This is a genomic window from Streptomyces sp. NPDC046866, from assembly GCF_040704625.1.
In the GTDB taxonomy this organism is placed as follows: domain Bacteria; phylum Actinomycetota; class Actinomycetes; order Streptomycetales; family Streptomycetaceae; genus Streptomyces.
On record NZ_JBEYXN010000013.1, the window covers coordinates 79992 to 97779 of the forward strand.

14 protein-coding genes are annotated in these 17788 nt (G+C 75.5%); 7 read left to right on the top strand and 7 right to left on the bottom strand.

Annotation, left to right across the window (positions count from 1 at the left end; translation table 11 throughout):
• Positions 1 to 136 precede the first annotated feature (136 nt).
• The 4 genes from AB0953_RS20185 (at position 137) to AB0953_RS20200 (ending at position 4270) form a co-directional block, all read left to right on the top strand.
• Positions 137 to 793, top strand: coding sequence for a phosphatidylserine decarboxylase (locus tag AB0953_RS20185; RefSeq protein WP_366860864.1), 657 nt, complete (start codon positions 137 to 139; stop codon positions 791 to 793).
• Between the two features lie 25 nt (positions 794 to 818).
• Positions 819 to 1640, top strand: coding sequence for a CDP-diacylglycerol--serine O-phosphatidyltransferase (gene pssA / locus AB0953_RS20190; protein WP_366860955.1), 822 nt, complete (start codon positions 819 to 821; stop codon positions 1638 to 1640).
• 574 nt (positions 1641 to 2214) lie between these two features.
• Positions 2215 to 3705: an AlkA N-terminal domain-containing protein gene (locus AB0953_RS20195; RefSeq protein WP_366860865.1), complete on the top strand. Its 1491-nt coding sequence runs from the start codon at positions 2215 to 2217 to the stop codon at positions 3703 to 3705.
• A 16-nt stretch (positions 3706 to 3721) separates the two neighbouring features.
• Entirely contained in the window at positions 3722 to 4270 is a 549-nt protein-coding gene (locus AB0953_RS20200) for a methylated-DNA--[protein]-cysteine S-methyltransferase (protein ID WP_366860866.1), read from the top strand.
• An 81-nt stretch (positions 4271 to 4351) separates the two neighbouring features.
• Here the strand turns inward: AB0953_RS20200 and AB0953_RS20205 are convergent, their stop codons facing one another.
• Both AB0953_RS20205 and AB0953_RS20210 read right to left on the bottom strand, forming a co-directional pair.
• Positions 4352 to 4780, bottom strand: coding sequence for a hypothetical protein (locus tag AB0953_RS20205; RefSeq protein ID WP_366860867.1), 429 nt, complete (start codon positions 4778 to 4780; stop codon positions 4352 to 4354).
• Between the two features lie 35 nt (positions 4781 to 4815).
• The gene (locus AB0953_RS20210; RefSeq protein ID WP_366860868.1) at positions 4816 to 5316 is read right to left on the bottom strand and encodes an NUDIX hydrolase; all 501 of its coding nucleotides are present in this window, start codon (positions 5314 to 5316) and stop codon (positions 4816 to 4818) included.
• A 246-nt stretch (positions 5317 to 5562) separates the two neighbouring features.
• Between AB0953_RS20210 and AB0953_RS20215 the strand changes: the two genes are divergently transcribed.
• Positions 5563 to 6711 carry a glycerate kinase gene (locus tag AB0953_RS20215; RefSeq protein ID WP_366860869.1) on the top strand — a complete coding sequence of 383 codons (1149 nt, stop codon included), beginning with the start codon at positions 5563 to 5565 and terminating at the stop codon, positions 6709 to 6711.
• A 79-nt stretch (positions 6712 to 6790) separates the two neighbouring features.
• Here AB0953_RS20215 and AB0953_RS20220 read toward each other — a convergent pair whose 3' ends face one another.
• On the bottom strand, positions 6791 to 7378 hold the full coding sequence (locus AB0953_RS20220; protein WP_366860956.1) for a cysteine hydrolase family protein: 588 nt from the start codon (positions 7376 to 7378) through the stop codon (positions 6791 to 6793).
• Positions 7379 to 7580: 202 nt separating this feature from the next.
• Between AB0953_RS20220 and AB0953_RS20225 the strand changes: the two genes are divergently transcribed.
• A complete protein-coding gene (locus AB0953_RS20225; RefSeq protein ID WP_366860870.1) occupies positions 7581 to 8567 on the top strand; it encodes a helix-turn-helix domain-containing protein in 987 nt (328 codons plus the stop codon).
• A 9-nt stretch (positions 8568 to 8576) separates the two neighbouring features.
• A complete protein-coding gene (locus AB0953_RS20230; RefSeq protein ID WP_366860871.1) occupies positions 8577 to 11378 on the top strand; it encodes a SpoIIE family protein phosphatase in 2802 nt (933 codons plus the stop codon).
• Positions 11379 to 11452: 74 nt separating this feature from the next.
• On the opposite strand, the gene AB0953_RS20235 is transcribed toward AB0953_RS20230, so the two are convergent.
• From AB0953_RS20235 to AB0953_RS20250, 4 genes are read right to left on the bottom strand one after another with little or no spacing between them, the layout of a single operon-like run.
• Complete coding sequence (locus AB0953_RS20235; RefSeq protein ID WP_366860872.1) at positions 11453 to 13510, bottom strand: SpoIIE family protein phosphatase; 2058 nt, start codon at positions 13508 to 13510, stop codon at positions 11453 to 11455.
• A gap of 32 nt (positions 13511 to 13542) precedes the next feature.
• Positions 13543 to 14661 (bottom strand): hypothetical protein, encoded by a 1119-nt coding sequence (locus AB0953_RS20240; RefSeq protein ID WP_366860873.1) that lies wholly within the window; start codon positions 14659 to 14661, stop codon positions 13543 to 13545.
• Positions 14658 to 16919, bottom strand: coding sequence for a patatin-like phospholipase family protein (locus tag AB0953_RS20245; RefSeq protein ID WP_366860874.1), 2262 nt, complete (start codon positions 16917 to 16919; stop codon positions 14658 to 14660). The genes AB0953_RS20240 and AB0953_RS20245 overlap by 4 nt, the downstream gene beginning before the upstream one ends.
• A gap of 20 nt (positions 16920 to 16939) precedes the next feature.
• A complete protein-coding gene (locus tag AB0953_RS20250) occupies positions 16940 to 17740 on the bottom strand; it encodes a BTAD domain-containing putative transcriptional regulator (protein ID WP_366860875.1) in 801 nt (266 codons plus the stop codon).
• Positions 17741 to 17788 lie beyond the last annotated feature (48 nt).

The window sequence follows — 17788 nt, forward strand, 5'->3', positions numbered from 1 at the left end:
TGCAGTGACTGGCTGACGGGCATCGACTCGGCTTCTGGCTTGCCCAGTTGTCGCGCGCAACCGATAGCATTCCAGTAAAGCCGCCGTCCCGTCCCCCCGTTTGCGGCGCGGCAATCCACCGCTACGAAGGTCATCCATGCCCCACAGCCAAACCTCTGCACCTCGCGACAGCCTCTTCGGCGTACGCCTCGCGCGCGGAGCATCGCCGTGGCTTCTGCCGACCGTCGCCACCGCGGCGCTCAGCCTCGCCCGGGCCCGCAAGTCCGGACGCTGGGCCGCGGCAGCCGTGCCCACCACCGCGCTCGCCGCGGGCATGCTGTGGTTCTTCCGCGACCCCGAGCGCGAGATCGCCCAGGGCCGCGTCATCTCCCCCGCCGACGGCGTGGTGCAGAGCATCATGCCGTGGAAGGACGGGCGGACCCGCGTCGCGATCTTCATGAGCCCGCTGAACGTCCACGTCAACCGCGCGCCGCTGGCCGGCACGGTGACGTCCGTGGAGCACATCCCCGGCGGGTTCGTCCCGGCGTTCAACAAGGAGAGCGAGAACAACGAGCGCGTTGTCTGGCACTTCGAAACCGAGCTCGGCGACATCGAGATGGTGCAGATCGCCGGCGCCGTCGCGCGCCGGATCGTCCCGTACCTGCCGGCCGGCACCAAGGTGGAGCAGGGCGAACGCATCGGCCTGATCCGCTTCGGCTCCCGCGTCGACATCTACCTCCCCGAGGGCGTCGAGGTCGCGGTCGAGGTCGGTCAGACCACCACCGCGGGGGTGACCCGAATTGACCGTGACTGACCCCGAGACTCCCGCCACCGGCTGGGTGCCGGAGGCCGCGGAGGAGGAGTCCGCCGAGGACGACATGCCGCTGTCGCTGCGGCTGTCGATAGCGGACACCCTCACCCTCGGCAACGCGACGTGCGGATTCATGGCGGTGTACTTCACCACCACCGGGATCCTCATCCCGCACCTCACCGGCAGCGGCGAGTCGGGCATGGCCCGGCACAGCGCGGCGACCGCGGTGATACTGATGCTGCTCGCGGCGGTCTTCGACCTCTTCGACGGCATCGTCGCCCGCAAGCTGCGCAGCTCGCCGATGGGCGCCGAGCTGGACAACCTGTCCGACCTGATCAGCTTCGGCCTCGCGCCGGCGTACTTCGTGCTGGTCTACGGCATGGTCGCCGACGACGCGCACCAGAAGATGTCCGCGCTGGCGGCGATCGTCGTCCTGCTCGCGGTGGTGCTGCGCCTGGCGAGATTCAGCTGCGTGACGATGAAGGACGGCATGTTCCAGGGCATGCCGAGCCCCTTCGGCGCCCTGACGGTCGTCTCCGTCGTCCTGCTGGAGCTGCCGTTCGTGCCGACGCTGCTGGCGATCATCGGCGTCGCGTGGCTGATGGTGAGCCGGGTCGAGTACCCGAAGCCGCGGGGTGTCCTCGCGGTGGCGATGCTCAGCTGGATCATCTCGGCCATGGGGCTCCTGGCGGCCTGGGCGTTCGACGCCCCCGGCGGCCAGCTGCTCCTGCAGACCGGCTGCGCCCTGCAGATCGCGCTGGCGGCCACGATCCCGCTGTTCGCGACGACCCGCCGGGCGAACACGTTCCGCCACAACCGCCGCGAGGCCCGCGCAGCCCAGCTGCCGTAGCCCCCGCCGCCCCGGAAGGCCCCCGCGCACCGCGCGGGGGCCTTCGCGCTACCCGCGCCCGCGCCTGCCCGGCCCCGTCACCCGACCCCGGGCTCCCCGCGGCCCCGCGGCTCGAACGCCGGCGGGGCTGGACGTGGCGGGCCTCGGCTTCGAAACGTACCGAGGGATGCGGCGCCCCGCCAGGCTCGAAGCCGGGGCTCGAACACTGGGGCCGGACGCCGGCGCCAGGACGGGCTTCGAGGCGTACGGAGGGGGCGCGCGACCGGCTTCGGGCGGGGCTCGCATACGCCGGGGCCGGGCCCGGCACCAGGATCGGCTTCGCCGGGTCCTCCTACAGCCCTCCGGCGTTTGAGGCGCGGGGGTGGGGCGGCCCCCCGGGAATCCGGCTCCGCCGGGTACCTGGTCCGCCCGGACCGTCGTACCGAGTGCGGCGCCGGGCTCGTGGCGGGCCGTCGTCGGCGTCCGAGGCCCCGGCCCGGCCTGCCGGCCCGGACCCCCGCGGCCGCGTGGGCGCCTACGCTTGATGTCGGAAAACTGCCAGACCCTCCCCCGGCCGCCCCGCGATCCTGGATCCATGTACACCGACACCGAGCGCTGCGTCAGGGCCGTGCAGTCGAAGGACGCCCGGTTCGACGGATGGTTCTTCACGGCCGTCCGCACGACCGGGATCTACTGCCGGCCCAGCTGCCCCGCCGTGCCGCCGAAGGTCGAGAACATGACCTTCCTGCCCAGCGCCGCCGCCTGCCAGCAGGCCGGGTACCGGGCCTGCAAGCGGTGCCGGCCCGACACCTCCCCCGGCTCCCCCGAGTGGAACGCGCGCGCCGACGCCGTGGCCCGTGCCGTGCGCCTCATCCAGGACGGCGTCGTGGACCGCGAGGGGGTGCCCGGTCTCGCGGCCCGCCTCGGCTACTCCACCCGCCAGGTCGAGCGCCAGCTCAACGCCGAGCTCGGCGCCGGCCCCCTCGCGCTCGCCCGGGCGCAGCGCGCCCAGACCGCGCGGCTGCTGATCGAGACCTCGGAGCTCCCCATGGGGGACGTGGCCTTCGCCTCCGGCTTCGCCTCCATCCGCACCTTCAACGAGACCGTCCGCGAGGTCTTCGCCCTCGCCCCGGGCGAGCTCCGCGCCCGCGCCGCCCGGGCGGCCCGGACCAAGCGGCAGGAGCCCCGCATCCCCGGCACGATCAGCCTGCGCCTGCCGTACCGGGCCCCGCTCAACCCGGACAACCTCTTCGGCCACCTCGCCGCGACCGCGGTCCCCGGCGTCGAGGAGTGGCGCGCCGGCGCCTACCGCCGGACCCTGCGCCTGCCCTACGGCACCGGCGTCGTCGCCCTCACCCCGCGGCCCGACCACGTCGGCTGCCAGCTGGCCCTCACCGACCTGCGCGACCTGACGATCGCCATCAGCCGCTGCCGCTGGCTGCTGGACCTCGACGCCGACCCGGAGGCGGTCGACGGGCAGCTGCGCACCGACCCGCTGCTGGCCCCGCTGGTGGACAAGGCCCCGGGGCGCCGGGTGCCGCGGACCGTCGACGCGGCGGAGTTCGCCGTACGGGCGGTGCTGGGCCAGCAGGTGTCCACCGCGGCGGCGCGCACGCACGCGGCCCGTCTGGTGGCGGCGTACGGCGAGCCGGTCGCGGACCCCGACCCCGAGGGCGGGCTCACCCACCTGTTCCCCTCCCCGCAGGCGCTGGCCGCCCTGGACCCGGAGGCCCTGGCCCTGCCGCGCAGCAGGCGCACCACGCTGACCACGCTCGTCGCCGCCCTGGCGGACGGCTCGCTCCCGCTCGGCATCGACAGCGACTGGGAGGCGGCCCGAGCCCGACTGGCCGCCCTGCCCGGCTTCGGCCCCTGGACCACCGAGGTGATCGCGATGCGGGCCCTCGGCGACCCGGACGCCTTCCTGCCCTCGGACCTGGGGCTGCGGCGCGCCGCGAAGGAGCTCGGGCTGCCGTCGACGCCGGCCGCGCTCACGGCCCGGGCGGCCGCCTGGCGGCCCTGGCGGGCGTACGCCGTGCAGTACCTGTGGGCCACCGACGACCACGCCATCAACCACCTCCCCGCCTGAGGAGCACAGACCCGCCATGACCACCACGACGATCACCACCACCGCCCCCGCCAGGACGCACACCGTCGTCGACAGCCCGTACGGGCCGCTGACGCTGGTCGCCACCGACGGCGTCCTCAGCGGCCTGTACATGAGCGGGCAGCGGCACCGGCCGGCCGAGGAGGCGTTCGGGGAGCGGGTCGCCGCCGAGGAGGGCCCGTTCCCGGAGGTGGTGCGCCAGCTGGCCGCGTACTTCGCCCGGGAGCGGACCGCGTTCGACCTGCCGCTGCGCCTGGAGGGCACCGCCTTCCAGCGCAGCGTGTGGGACCAGCTCGTGCGGATCCCGTACGGGCAGACCTGGTCGTACGGGGAGCTCGCGGCCCGGCTCGGCAGGCCGAACGCCTCGCGGGCGGTCGGCCTGGCCAACGGCCGGAACCCGATCAGCATCATCGTCCCCTGCCACCGCGTGATCGGTGCGTCGGGCAGCATGACGGGCTACGGCGGCGGCGTCGAGCGCAAGGTCCGGCTGCTGGCCTTCGAGTCGGGCGCGGTGCCCGCCGCCCCGGCTGCGGAGCCCCTGTTCTGACCCGCGGGGAGGTCCTGGCCGGCGGCGGCAGCCGATGCGGCCCCGGGCAGGGCGCCCGGCGGCTCCGCGCGCCGGCGGCCGTCAGACCACGGCCAGCGGCACCAGCAGGGCGAAGGCGGCGCCGGCCTCGACGGCGTAGCCGTAGAGCGACGGGTGCTGGACGGGGGCCGCGAGGAGGACGACGCTCTGCTGTGCGGCGGCGGCCGCCACCCACTCCTCGTCGGCGCCGAGGTTGCCCTGGTACCAGCCCTCGCACGGGCCGGGGCCGGAGACGGCCAGGAGGTCGTCCTCGCGGCGGTAGAGCGCCTGCCAGCCCTCGGCGGGCGCGGCCCAGCCGTCGAAGTCGGTGAACCGGGCCCAGCCGCCCTCGCGTATGGCCGTGTCGAACAGCCACACCGGCGTGCCGTCGTCGGTGACCTCGCCGCCCTCCTGCCGGTCGGTGGTGAAGTGGACCATGGGCAGGGCGTCGGGCCCGTCGGCGGTGCTGGGCCAGGCATACATCGTGATCATCAGCTGATTGTGTCCTGCTCGGGGTAAGCCCGGTGTCACGGTGCGGCCGGGCGGCGGCCGTTCTCCAGTTCCGCGGTGCCCTCGCCGGACTCCAGCACCCGGCAGGCCTCCTTGGCGCGCAGTCCCAGCGGGCCGAGGAGGTACTCGCCCAGTTCGGCGGGCTCGACCAGCTTCCAGGACAGCAGTTCCTCCTCCTGGAGCCGGATCGAGGCGAGCTGCGCCTCGTCGAGCACGCCCCCGTCGAAGAGGTAGGCGACCAGCGGGGGGCGGCCCGGGCCGAGCGTCCAGTCGACGGCGAGCAGCCGGCCGAGCGGCAGGTCGAGGCCGATCTCCTCGGCGCTCTCCCGGCGCGCGGCGGCCCGCGGCGACTCTCCTCGGTCCGACTCGATGGTCCCGCCCGGCAGGGCCCAGCCCTCGCGGTAGTTGGGCTCCACGAGCAGTACCCGGCCCCGTGCGTCCCGGTAGAGGGCAGCCGCGCCGGCAAGCACCCGGGGCAGACTCGCGATGTAGGTGGCGTAGTCATCCGTGGCAGTCACCCGACCACCCTACCCACACACCCCGCCGGCGCGATCATGTCCGCCGGGCCGGGCCTGCGCCGGTGGGCCGCGTCGGCGCCCCGGTCGGCGGATCGCCGCTCCGCCCGGCCGCACGACGCAGGGATATGTCCCGCTTCATGGGCATACCGGGCTCCGTGTGGCCCAGGCCACCCATGGGCATAGGAGGATCCTCCGGATAGGCTCGGGGTGGCGCGACTGCACTGTTCGATAGCAAGGGATAGCAAGGTGACGGACGGAGCAGTAACTGAGGCCGCGCGCGTGCTCATCGCCGCGGACAAATTCAAGGGCTCGCTCACGGCCGTTCAGGTCGCCGAGCGGGTGACGGCCGGCCTTCGCACGGCCGTACCGGGCGTGGAGGTCGAGACCCTCCCCGTCGCGGACGGCGGCGACGGCACGGTCGCGGCCGCCGTGGCGGCCGGGTTCGAACGCCGGGAGGTACGGGTCACCGGACCGCTCGGCGAGCAGGTCACGGCCGCTTTCGCCCTGCGCGACGGCACCGCCGTGGTGGAGATGGCGGAGGCGTCCGGGCTGCAGCTGCTGCCGAAGGGCGTGTTCGCCCCGCTGACGGCGACGACGTACGGCTCGGGCGAGGTGCTCAGGGCCGCCCTGGACGCGGGTGCGCGCACCATCGTCTTCGGAGTGGGCGGCAGCGCCACCACCGACGGAGGCGCCGGCATGCTGGCCGCGCTGGGCGCGGTGTTCCTGGACGCGAACGGCGAACCGGTCGGTCCGGGCGGCGGCGCGCTGGCCGAGCTGGCCTCCGCGGACCTGTCCGGGGTCGACCCGCGCTTCGCGGAGGTCGACTTCGTCCTGGCCAGCGACGTGGACAACCCGCTGACCGGCCCCAAGGGCTGTGCGGCGGTGTACGGCCCGCAGAAGGGGGCTTCCCCCGAGGACGTGGCGACGCTGGACGCCGCGCTGGCGCACTACGCGCTGGTGCTGGAGAAGGCCATCGGCGCGAAGGCCACCGAGCTGGCGGCCTCGCCCGGCGCGGGCGGCGCCGGCGGCATCGGCTACGGCGCGCTGCTGCTCGGTGCGAGCTTCCGGCCCGGCATCGAGCTGATGCTGGAGGTGCTGGGCTTCGCCCCGGCGCTGGAGCGGGCGACGCTGGTGATCACCGGTGAGGGCTCCCTCGACGAGCAGACCCTGCACGGCAAGGCGCCGGCGGGTGTCGCGGCGGCGGCGCGGGCCGCGGGCAAGGAGGTCGTGGCGGTCTGCGGCCGGCTCCTGCTGGAGCAGTCGGAGCTCCAGGCGGCCGGCATCCGCCGCGCGTACCCGCTGACGGAGATCGAGCCGGACCCGGCGGTCTGCATCGCCAACGCGGGTCCGCTGCTGGAGCGGGTCGCGGCCAACATCGCCGCCGACGTGCTCTGAGCCTGCGCCGCGACGGGCGGGGCCCGGCGCTCCACTCCCCTGCCCGGGGGGGTGGAGCGCCGGCCCCGCCCGTTCGTGCTCATACCGCGAGCGGCACCGCCGCCGCGCTCAGGAGCTGGCCGGTGGTGACCACGCGGGCGAAGCGGCCGCCCTGGAGGTTCACGGCGGTGGCCTCGGCGAGCTGGTCCGCGCTCAGGCGCAGCCCCGCGGGGCCGGACAGGTCGAAGGTGTGGGTCGCATCGAGCGGTACGAGGACGTCGTAGCCCAGGTTCCCGCCCATCCGGGCGGTGGTCTCGACGCACATGTTGGTCTGGATCCCGGCCACCACCAGCTGGCGGATCCCCCGCGCGGCGAGCCAGTCGCCCAGGTCGGGGGTGCCGTAGAAGGCGGAGTTCACCGTCTTGGTGACGCGCAGCGCCGCATGCTCCGCCCGTTCGGCGACGAAGTCCTTGAAGGCGTGGCCAGGATGGTCCGCGGCCAGGACCGACCCGGGGCGCGAGGCGTGCTGGACGAGCACGACCGGGCGGCCGGTCGCCCGCCAGGCGTCCATCAGGGCGGTGATGTTCCGCTCGGCACCCGGATTGTTGCGCGGGCCCCAGAAAGCGGTGTCGTCGAAGCCCTTCTGTACGTCGATGACCAGCAGGGCGGCATCGGCGGCGATCTCGATCCCCTCGTGGGGCACCGGGTTCGCGGCGGTGTGCGCGGCGGTGTTCGGCGTGGAGTCCGCGGAGGTCGTGGAGTTCGTCGTGAAGTTCGTCATGGCTCCATGCTGGTCCGCGCGCTGCCCCGCCGACAGGGGCGCCGGTGCCGCGAACCGATGGGATCCTGCCACCCTGGCAGCATCGTGCCACCGGTGGCAGCATGGCCGCATGCACCGCGTCGCCGCCCTCGTCCAGCCCGGCATCCGCAGCTTCGACCTGGCCGTGATCACCGAGGTCTGGGGGCCGGACCGCAGCGGCATCGGCGTCCCCCGCTTCGAGCTGCGCCGCTGCGCCGTGGACACCGAGCCCATCGCGCTGCCCGGCGGCCTCACCCTGGCCCCCGACCGGCGGCTCGACTGGCTCGCCGGGGCGGACCTCGTCGTCGTGCCCGCCCTGGCCGAGCCGACCGACCCCACCCCGGAACCGGTCCTCGCCGCGCTGCGGGAGGCGCACGGGCGGGGGGTGCCCGTCGCCGCGCTGTGCGCCGGGGCGTTCATCCTCGCGGAGGCGGGGCTGCTGGCGGGCCGCCGGGCCGTGACCCACTGGTGGCTGGCCCCGCAGCTGGCCGAGCGCCACCCGGAGGTCCTGGTCGAGGACGCACCGCTGTACGTGGAGGACGGCGGCCTGTGGACCTCGGCCGGCGTGGCCTCCGGGATCGACCTCTGCCTGCACCTGGTGCGCCGGGCCCACGGGTCGGAGGCCGCGGCGGCCATCGCCCGGTCGATGGTGACCGGCCCCTTCCGCACCGGCGACCACGCCCAGTACCTCGACCGGCCCACTCCGGCCGCGGATCGCACCGCCGAGGCGCTGGCCGGCGTACGGGAACGGGCGCTGCGGCAGCTGCACGAGCCGCTGCCGGTGGCGCGGCTGGCCCGCTGGGCCGGGATGTCGCCGCGCTCGTTCGCCCGCCATTTCGCGGCGGCGACCGGCACCACCCCGCACCGCTGGCTGCTCGGCCACCGCATCGACGAGGCGCGGCGGCTGCTGGAGCGGACCGACCATCCGGTGCCCGAGGTGGCCCGGCGGGCGGGGTTCGCCAGCGAGGTCACCTTCCGCCAGCACTTCACCGCGCGGGTGGGGATGAGCCCGCGCGCCTACCGTGCGGCCGCCACCACCGCACCGGCAGCCACGCGCGAATCCCCGCAGCAGTGTTAGAAATGGCTCATGACCGGACGTTTTGGTCGCCCCAGGGGATCGCCGCCCCGGCAGCCGACCCGGCTCGGCCCGGAACCGCACGCGCGCTTCTCCCTGGGTGCGCACAGCCTCGCCGGTCAGGTCTTCGCGCTCCAGGCGGTGATCGTGCTGGTGCTGATCACCGCCGCCGCGCTGGCCCTCTTCTTCCAGGCCCGCCACGACAGCGAGCGCAACGCGCGGGACCGCACGCTGGCCGCGGCGGAGGCCTTCGCGCACGCTCCCGGGCTGCCGGCGGCGCTGTTGTCGGCCGACCCGACGGCCACGCTGCAGCCCCTGGCCGATGCCGCGCGCCGGGCCTCGGGCGTGGACTTCATCGCGGTGATGACACGCGACGGGGTCCGGTACACCGATTCGCGGCCGGACCTGATCGGGCAGCGCGCCACCGGCGACCTCTCGCGCGCCGCCGCCGGGCACGCCTTCACCGAGGTGTTCAGGGGCCAGCCCAGCGATGCGGTCCGCGCCGTGGCGCCCGTCCGCGACGCGGACGGCAACATCGTCGGGCTCGTCGGCACCGGTATAGAGATCACCAACGTCTCCGAGGTCGTCACGGGCCAGCTCCCCCTGCTGATCGGCGCCGCCGCGGGCGCGCTGCTGCTCGGTACGGGCGGGGCGGCCCTGGTCAGCGGGCGGCTGCGGCGGCAGACCAGGGGGCTGGGCGCGGCCGAGATGGCCCGGATGAACGAGCACCACGAGGCGGTGCTGCACGCGGTGCGCGAGGGCGTGATGATCATCAGCGCCGACCACCGGCTGCTGCTCGCCAACGACGAGGCGCGCCGGCTGCTGGACCTGCCGGCCGACGCCGAGGGACGCCATGTCGCCGACCTCGGGCTGGACGCGCGCACCACCTCGCTGCTGATGTCCGGGCGGGTGGCGACGGACGAGGTGCACCTGGCGGGCGACCGGCTCCTGGCGGTGAACGTGCGCCCCACCGAGCCGTACCGCGGCCGCCCCACCGGCAGTGTCATGACCCTGCGGGACTCCACCGAGCTCGCCGCGCTCTCGGGCCGCGTCGAGGTGGCGCGCGAGCGGCTCCAGCTGCTGTACGACGCGGGGGTGCGGATCGGGACGACCCTGGACGTGGTGCGCACCGCGGAGGAGCTGTCGGAGGTGGCGGTCCCCCGGTTCGCGGACTTCGTCACGGTGGAGCTGCTGGAGGAGGTGCTGCACGGGGAGGAGCCGGAGCTCGCCGCCGGGCTGTACACCGAGATGCGGCGGGCGGCGATGAGCGGGATCCGTACCGACCAGCCGCTCCAGCCGGTCGGTGACGTGATCCGCTTCGAGGTGCCGACGGCACCGATGGCGACGGCGCTGGACGAGGGGCGGGCGGTGCTGGCGCCCGACCTGCACGCCGCGCAGGGCTGGCGGGCGCAGGACGAGGAGGGCACCCGCCAGGCCCTGGGGTACGGGCTCCACTCGCTGATCTCGGTGCCGCTGCAGGCCCGCGGCGTGGTGCTGGGGATGGCGAACTTCTGGCGGGCGGCCGACACGCCGGAGGCGTTCGACGAGGAGGACCTGTCGTTCGCGGAGGAGCTGGGGGCGCGGGCGGCGGTGTCCATCGACAACGCCCGGCGCTACACGCGGGAGCACGCGACGGCGGTGACCCTCCAGCGCAGCCTGCTGCCGCGGGTGCTGCCCGACCAGAGCGCGGTGGACGTGGCCTTCCGGTACCTGCCGGCGAAGGCGGGGGTGGGCGGGGACTGGTTCGACGTGATCCCGCTGGCGGGGGCGCGGGTGGCGCTGATCGTGGGGGACGTGGTGGGGCACGGGGTGCACGCGGCCGCGACGATGGGCCGGCTGCGGACCGCCGTGCACAACTTCTCGACGCTGGACATGGCGCCCGACGAGCTGCTGGGGCACCTGGACGAGCTGATCGACCGGATCGACCAGAACGAGTCCGGCGCCGGCCGGGACGCGCAGGACGCGGCGGCCGGGGAGCCGACCGGACTCACGGGCGCCACCTGCCTGTACGCGGTCTACGACCCGGTGTCGGGGCACTGCACGATGGCCAGCGCCGGGCATCCCGGGCCCGCGCTGGTCGGCCCCGACGGGCGGGTGGAGTTCCTCGAGCTGCCGGTCGGGCTGCCGCTCGGGGTGGGCGGCATGCCGTTCGAGGCGGTCGAGCTGTGGCTCCCGGAGGCGAGCCGGCTGGTGCTGTTCACCGACGGGCTGCTGGAGGACCGGGACCGGGACTTCGACACGGGTCTGGCCCTGCTGGCCGAGACCCTGGGGCGCCCGGGCCGCAGCCCCGAGCAGGCGTGTACGGACGTGCTGGCCGCGCTGCTGTTCCCCTCGCCGAGCGACGACATCGCCCTGCTGATCGCCGACACGCGGCGGCTGGAGGCGGACCGGATCGCCGAGTGGGAGGTCCCCTCCGACCCGGCGGCCGTCTCGCGGATCCGGGGCGCGAGTTCGGCCCAGCTGGCCTCGTGGGGGCTGGAGGACATCGCGTTCACGGCGGAGCTGATCCTGAGCGAGCTCGTCACCAACGCCATCCGGTACGGGAGCGCGCCGATCCGGGTGCGGATGCTGCGCGACCGGAGCCTGATCTGCGAGGTCTCCGACGCCAGCAGCACCTCGCCGCACCTGCGGTACGCGGCCACCACCGACGAGGGCGGCCGCGGCCTGTTCCTGGTGGCCCAGTACGCGGACCGCTGGGGCACGCGCTACACCGAGCGGGGCAAGGTCATCTGGGCGGAGCTCCCGCTGACCGCAGGCCCGGAGCCCACCCTCCCCGAGCCGGACCTCGACGCCCTGGAGGACCTGGCCTGGTGACCCGGCCTCCCCCGGCCGGGGCGGCTCCGGGGGCCTCGGGCCAGCGGCGGCTTCGGATCAGCGGGGGCCTCGGGTCAGCCGGCTGCCGTGCGGGCCAGCAGCAGCGCCACGTCGTCCTGCGGGGCCGCCGGCAGGAGCCGGGAGAGGATGCCGTCGCACAGCGTCTCCAGCGGCCGGCCCGGGTCGCGCAGGGCCCGCCCGAGCTGGGCCATGCCCTGGTCCAGGTCGCGGTCGCGGGCCTCGATCAGGCCGTCGGTGTAGAGCACGAGCAGGCTGCCGGGGGCGAGTTCGAGCCGCTCGGTGCGGAACGCGCGGCCGCCGGTGCCCAGCGGGGTGCCGGGCGGGCCGTCGAGGAAGGTGACGGTGCCGCCGGCCGTGGCCACGGCCGGCGGCGGGTGGCCGGCGCGGGCGATGACCCAGCCGCCCGATGCGGGGTCGTGGACGGCGTACACGCAGGTGGCCATTTCGTCCTCGCCGAGGTCGGCGACGACCGCGTCCAGGGAGCCCAGCAGCCGGTCGGGGGGCACGCCGTGCCGGGCCAGGGTGCGCACGGCGGTGCGCAGCTGGCCCATCACGGCTGCGGCGTGGATGCCGTGGCCCATGACGTCGCCGATGACGAGGCCGGTGCGGCCGCCCGGCAGCTGGATGACGTCGTACCAGTCGCCCCCGACGTCGTGGTCGCTGGCGGGCAGGTAGCGGCCGGTCAGTTCCAGGCCGGCGGCCCGGGGCAGGGCGCTGTTGCTGAGGCTGCGCTGCAGGGTGAGGGCGGCCCGCCGCTGGTCGGTGTACATCCGGGCGTTGTCGATGTTGAGGGCGGCGCGGGCGACGACCTCGTCGACCAGGATGCAGTCCTGTTCGTCGAAGGGTTCGCGCTCGGCCAGCCGGGTGACGGTGACGGCCCCGAGGACGGTGCCGCGGGCCACGAGCGGGATCAGCCGGGCGGAGCCGAGGGTGGCGAGGTAGGCGCGCAGGGGTTCGGCCCGCGGGTCGGAGATGAGGGCCGGGATGTCCGTGCGGTAGAGGTTCATGGGCCGGCCGTCGGCGATGACCTGCTCGTACACGGTTCCGGAGGGGATCCGGAAGGTCTGGCCCGGCAGCAGTTTGGCCGTGGGGGCCTGCGGGTCGGGGAAGACGGCGGCGAGGCGGCGCAGCACGCCGCGGTGGGAGGCGGCGGAGTCGTCCGGGGCGAGGACGGCCTCGAGCAGCTGGACGTCGGCGGAGTCGGCGAGCTGCGGTACGAGGACGTGGGTGATCTCCTCGGCGGTCTGCCGCAGGTCGAGGGTGGTGCCGATGCGGGTGCCGGCCTCGGCGAGCACGGCGAAGCGGCGCCGGGCCCGCTCGGCTTCGATCTGGGCCTGCTGGCCCTCGGTGATGTCGATGAGGGAGGCGATGAGGCCGAGGGCGCGGCCGGAGCCGTCGAGGAGCGGGGCGTAGGAGCAGGACCAGGTGTGCTCGCGGTCGGGGTCGGCGGGGGTGCGGCCGGTGCGGCGGACGTCGAGGACGGCGGTGCCGCGGTCGAGGACCTGCTGCATGGTCGCCTCCAGGGCGGCGGCGTTGACGCCGGGGACGACCTCGGTGAGGCGCTTGCCGAGGTGGTCGGCGGCGCTGACGCCGTTCATCCGGGCGAGGGCGTCGTTGACGCGCAGGAACCGCAGGTCGCGGCCGAGGGTGGCGAGTCCGATGGGCGACTGGGTGAACAGGCTCTGCAGGGCGGCGAGGGAGTCCCGCATGTGCAGGACCTCGGAGGTCTCCACGGCGATGAGCATGGCTCCGGTGCGCCCCTGGGGGTCGGCGGCCGGGACGATCCACATCTCCATGGTGACGGGGTGGCCGTCGCGGTGGCGGACGGGCAGGGTGCCGACGACGGTCTCGCCGGCCTGGACGCGGCGGGTCAGCTGGCGGGCCAGGCCGTGGTTGTTCTCGGGGACGAGGACGGCGGTGCCGGGCCGGCCGAGGATGTCCTCGGGGCGGTGGCCCAGCAGGTCCTGGGCGGCCAGGGACCACTCGACGATGCGGCCGTCGGCGTCCTCGCGCCACAGCGCGATCGGCAGGAGCTCGCGGAGCACGCCCGCGTACCCGACAGCCGCGGCCGGCTGGTCCGGGACCTCGCTCGTCGACTGGAAAGCGTCCACCGCACCCGACCTCACCCCGGAGGGTCTGATTCCTACCGATTCACCCTATCCGAGCGGTCGGCGGGGGGCTGAGTGCCCGGGCGCCGGGTCGGCCGCGGCGCCGCCCGTGGATACAGCCAGGGCAGGACGAACGTCACCCAGAAGAGGACGGCGTAGAGCATGAGTGCGCCCCACCAGCCGTTGTCGAGGGCGGGCCGGCCGAACTGGACGAGCGCGGCCCAGCCGCCGGCGACCAGGGCCGCCACCGGGAACAGCAGCCACCGGTCGGTGCCGGCGTCCAGCACCCCCGCGGCGGCGAGGGCGAAGGCCGCACCGATGACCAGCGACCGCCAGCCGGGGCCGAGGTCCGGGGGCTGGTGGCCGCGCAGCAGCCACAGCGCCAGCGGCGGCACGGCCAGGGACGCGAGCGCCGCGTACCGCAGCCCGGGCGGCCGGAACCGCCCGGTGCCGGCGGCGAGGGCGGCCATGGCGTACAGGCAGACCGGGACGTGGCCGGGCAGGGAGGACCACTGGCCGGTGCAGAAGGCGATGCCCGTCCACATCAGCGCGGCGGCGGCCAGGGCCGGCCAGGGCGCCAGGACGGCGTACAGGAACGGCAGGTACACCAGCGGCTTCAGCACGCCGAGGACGCCCTGGACGAGCCGGGCTCCGCCCCTGCCGGAGGGCTGGAGAGCCGGCCAGGCCAGCAGGCCCGCGCGCAGGGCCGCCCGGCGCGGGTCCCGCTGTCGCACCAGGTCGGAGACCTCCTCGGCTCCGATGGCCCGCAGGGCCCGTACGGCGTCCTCGAACGCCTCCGGTGCGAGCGGGGGCGGGGCGGGCGGGACCGGCGGCGGCCGGTTGCCGCCGCGCGGGCCCCGGGCGTGGAGCTCGGCGATGAGCGGCAGCTCCTCGGCGAGGACCTCGCGCTGGCGCAGCTCGGTGAGGACGGCCCGGACCCGGTCCCAGGGTGCGACGGAATCTCCCTGCGCCACGACGTGCGCGGCCCAGGCCTCGACGAACGCCTCGCCGAGCCCGGTGGCCTCCGCGACGGCCCGGGCGAGGGCGGTGGGGTCCTCGATGCCGCCGAACGAGCGCTGCAGGCGCTCGTCGGTGGCGACGACGGAGACGAGGGAGGCGGCCCCGTCGAGCCGGCCCCAGGTCCAGTCGCTCATCGCCAGCGGGCGCTGAGGAACGCGGCGAAGTTGTTGAGCTGGTTGCCGCTGAGCTTGGCGCGGACCAGCGCCTTCGGGGAATTGCGGTCCACCTGCGGCAGGACGGTGTCGGTGGCCCAGCCGGTGTTGGCCGCCGAGACGGTGTGGAAGGCGATGTCGGCGGCCTCGGCGAGCGGGTTCGGGCGCAGCGGGCCGAGCAGCACCTCGGCCCGGGCCAGGGCGTCGGCCATCGGCAGCGCGCCCTGCGACGCGGCCTCGTGGAGGGCCTCGAAGCCGGCGATTCCGGCGGGGAGCCGCGTGCCGACGTCCGCGGCCGCTTCGGCCAGCCGCAGCCACAGCTGCGCGTACGCGGCCTCGGGCGGCCCGGCGGCCGGCGGGGGCGGCGGCGTCCCGGCGGTCGCCGCCTGGGCGAGGTTGACCGCCCAGGTCTCCCACTGCCGCGGGTCCGCGCCCGGCGGCGGGAGCGCGGGCATCAGCGCCGCCAGCCGCAGGGTGGCCGCGACGTACGGCCCGGTGGCGTCCTCGGGCAGGATGCGCCGGGCCAGGGCGTCGCGGTAGGCCTGCAGGAGCAGGCGGTCCCGGGCGGCGATGAGGACGGCGACGGCGAACCGGAAGGCGTGCAGCCGCCGGCGCAGCTCCTCGGCGACCGGACCGGCGGCCGGCGCGGCCCCCGGCCCCCCGGCGTACCGCTCCCCCTCGTCCGGCGCGGCCCCCTCCGGCCCGGCCCCCTCCCGCCCGGCCTCCCAGGCCCGCACCCAGTCCAGGAGCAGCCGGACCGTACGGGCCAGCGGCAGCGGGGAGCACCCCGGCTCCGGCAGGTGCCCGCCCCCGGCGGGGAGCACCAGGGCCGCCGAGGCCGCCCGCAGCCGCCGGAACAGCGTGACGGAGCCCTCGCCGCTCTCGTCCAGCGGCTCCAGCGGGCCCGGGCCGGCCGGGAGCGGCAGCGCGTCCGGGCCGGTCACGTCCGCCGGGTCCTCCAGCAGCCGGATCAGCCGGGTGGCCTCCGCGCCGCCGACCGTGCTCGCGTACATCTCCAGCCGGCTCGGGACCATGCCCTCCAGGGCGTCGAGGGTCAGCGGCAGCGCCCCCGTGGCGCTCTGCCGCTGATGGGCCGCGGCGTCCGCGGCCTGGAGCGCGAGGGCGTCGTCGCGCAGGGACTCCGATCCGGTCTTGACGGCGAGGGACTGCACGGCCGTCCGCACGAGCCGGGTCACGCGCCGCCTGGCCTGCGGCGGCGCGGCGGGCGGCGGGAACGGCGGCACGGGCTGCAGGAACAGCAGCCACCGGTCGGCCCTGCGGGTCACCGGGGCCCCGGCGATGGCCCGTACGGCCCAGGCGACGGGGATGTTGTCCAGCAGGCCGCCGTCCATGAGCTCGACGCAGCCGTCCGGGTCCTCGTCCGGGTAGCCGGTCTCGCTGCTGACGCCCCGCATGTCCACCCGCGGGGGGTCGGTGAGGCTCTGGGCCCCGGTGGCGACGTACACCTGGCCGGGCTCGAAGGCGCCGGGGAAGGAGGAGGTGGTGCGCGCGGCGTAGGCCAGACGGGTGAGGGCCTCGTCGCGCGCGGCGCCCGTGACGTCGTCGGGGAAGTCGGTGAGCGCCCCGCGGTGGCGGAAGCGGAAGTAGGCGTCGGACCGCCCGACGAGCTGCGGCCGGCCGAGCCGGGGGCGCACCCAGTCGCGGCGGGGCCGCAGGCGGGTCGCGGTCAGGATCAGCCGCAGCGAAGCAGGCGGCCGCCAGGCGGGCGGGGCCTGGTTGACGAGCTCGCCGAGGGAGGAGCGCAGCTCCTTGTAGAAGACCCCGTCCCCGCGCATCAGGGAGGCCGGTACGTGGAAGGGGGTCGAGCGGCGCAGCAGTCCTTCGAGGTCGCCCAGGCGCAGCCACAGGTTGCGCACCCCTTCGCCGAAGGGCATCCCGTACACGAGGTGGCAGGCCATCAGGACGCCGTTGAGCCCGCCGGCGCTGGTGCCGACCAGGACGTCGACCTCGACGCGGTCGTAGCCGCACGCCGCCAGCAGGCCCCGGTAGACGTCCCGCCCCGGGGCGGGCTCGGGCCCGTGCACCGGGGCTTCGCCCGCCGGCGCCTCCTCCTCCGCCGCCTCGGGCGCGGTGGCGGCCGGCGGCCCCGGCGCCGCCGACCGGAGCGCCGCCGTTTCGCAACAGGCCCCGCCCATCCACACGGCGAGGCTGACGCCGCCCCGCATCGCGAGGGCCAGGCGCAGCTCCGTGCCGGTCCCGCCCTGTGGGTCGTCGCTCATGCCCCCAGCTTGGCCCGGGATCAGGCGTGTCGCACCCGGGCGGCCAGGACCTCGCGGGACCGGGTTGCGGTGCGGCAGAAGTCGCGTATGAGGGAGGAGAGTTCGCGGCCGGGCTCCACTCCGAGCTCCCGCTTGACGAGGTCGCGGTAGGTGTCGTAGGTGCGCATGGCCTCGACGAGGTTCCCCTCGGCCAAGTGCGCCTGGATCAGGGCCCGCTGGGCGCTCTCGCGCAGCGGTTCGGCGCTGACCGCGACGAGCGCGGACTCGACCGCCTCGGCGTACCGCCCGGCGCGCGCCAGTTCGCGGCTGAGCGCCTCCAGGGCGTGCAGCAGGCGCTGGCGGACCCGCTCGCGCTCCAGCAGCACCCAGTCGTCGTACCAGCCGGGCAGCAGGTCCAGGGCGTCGGCGCGCCACTTCAGCCCCGAGAGGTCCTGGGTGGTGGCGGTGCCGTTGATGAGCCGGCCGGCCCAGCCGTACAGCACGTACAGGTCGACCACCGTGTGCTCGCGGACGGAGAGCGAGCACTTGTCGGAGTCGAGCAGGTCGATGCCGGCGGCCTTCAGCCGCCACAGTGCGGACCGCAGGTTCCCCGCCGCCCTCAGGTCGTCCCCGGAGGGCCACAGCGTGCCCGCGGCGTGCCGCCGTTCGACGCGTCCGCCGTTCAGCGCCACGAACGCGAGCAGCCGCTTGCCCCCCTCCGGGACGTCCAGCCATCTCCCCTGGTGGACGACGCGCGGGCCGCCGAGGAGATGGATGGTCGGCGCCTCACCCGCTCCGGGCCCGGGGACCCGGACCGGCGACTCGAGGAACTGCTGGTACATAGGCGGTCCTCCTCAGAGAAGTCCGACCGCTCACTCTATGCGCAATGC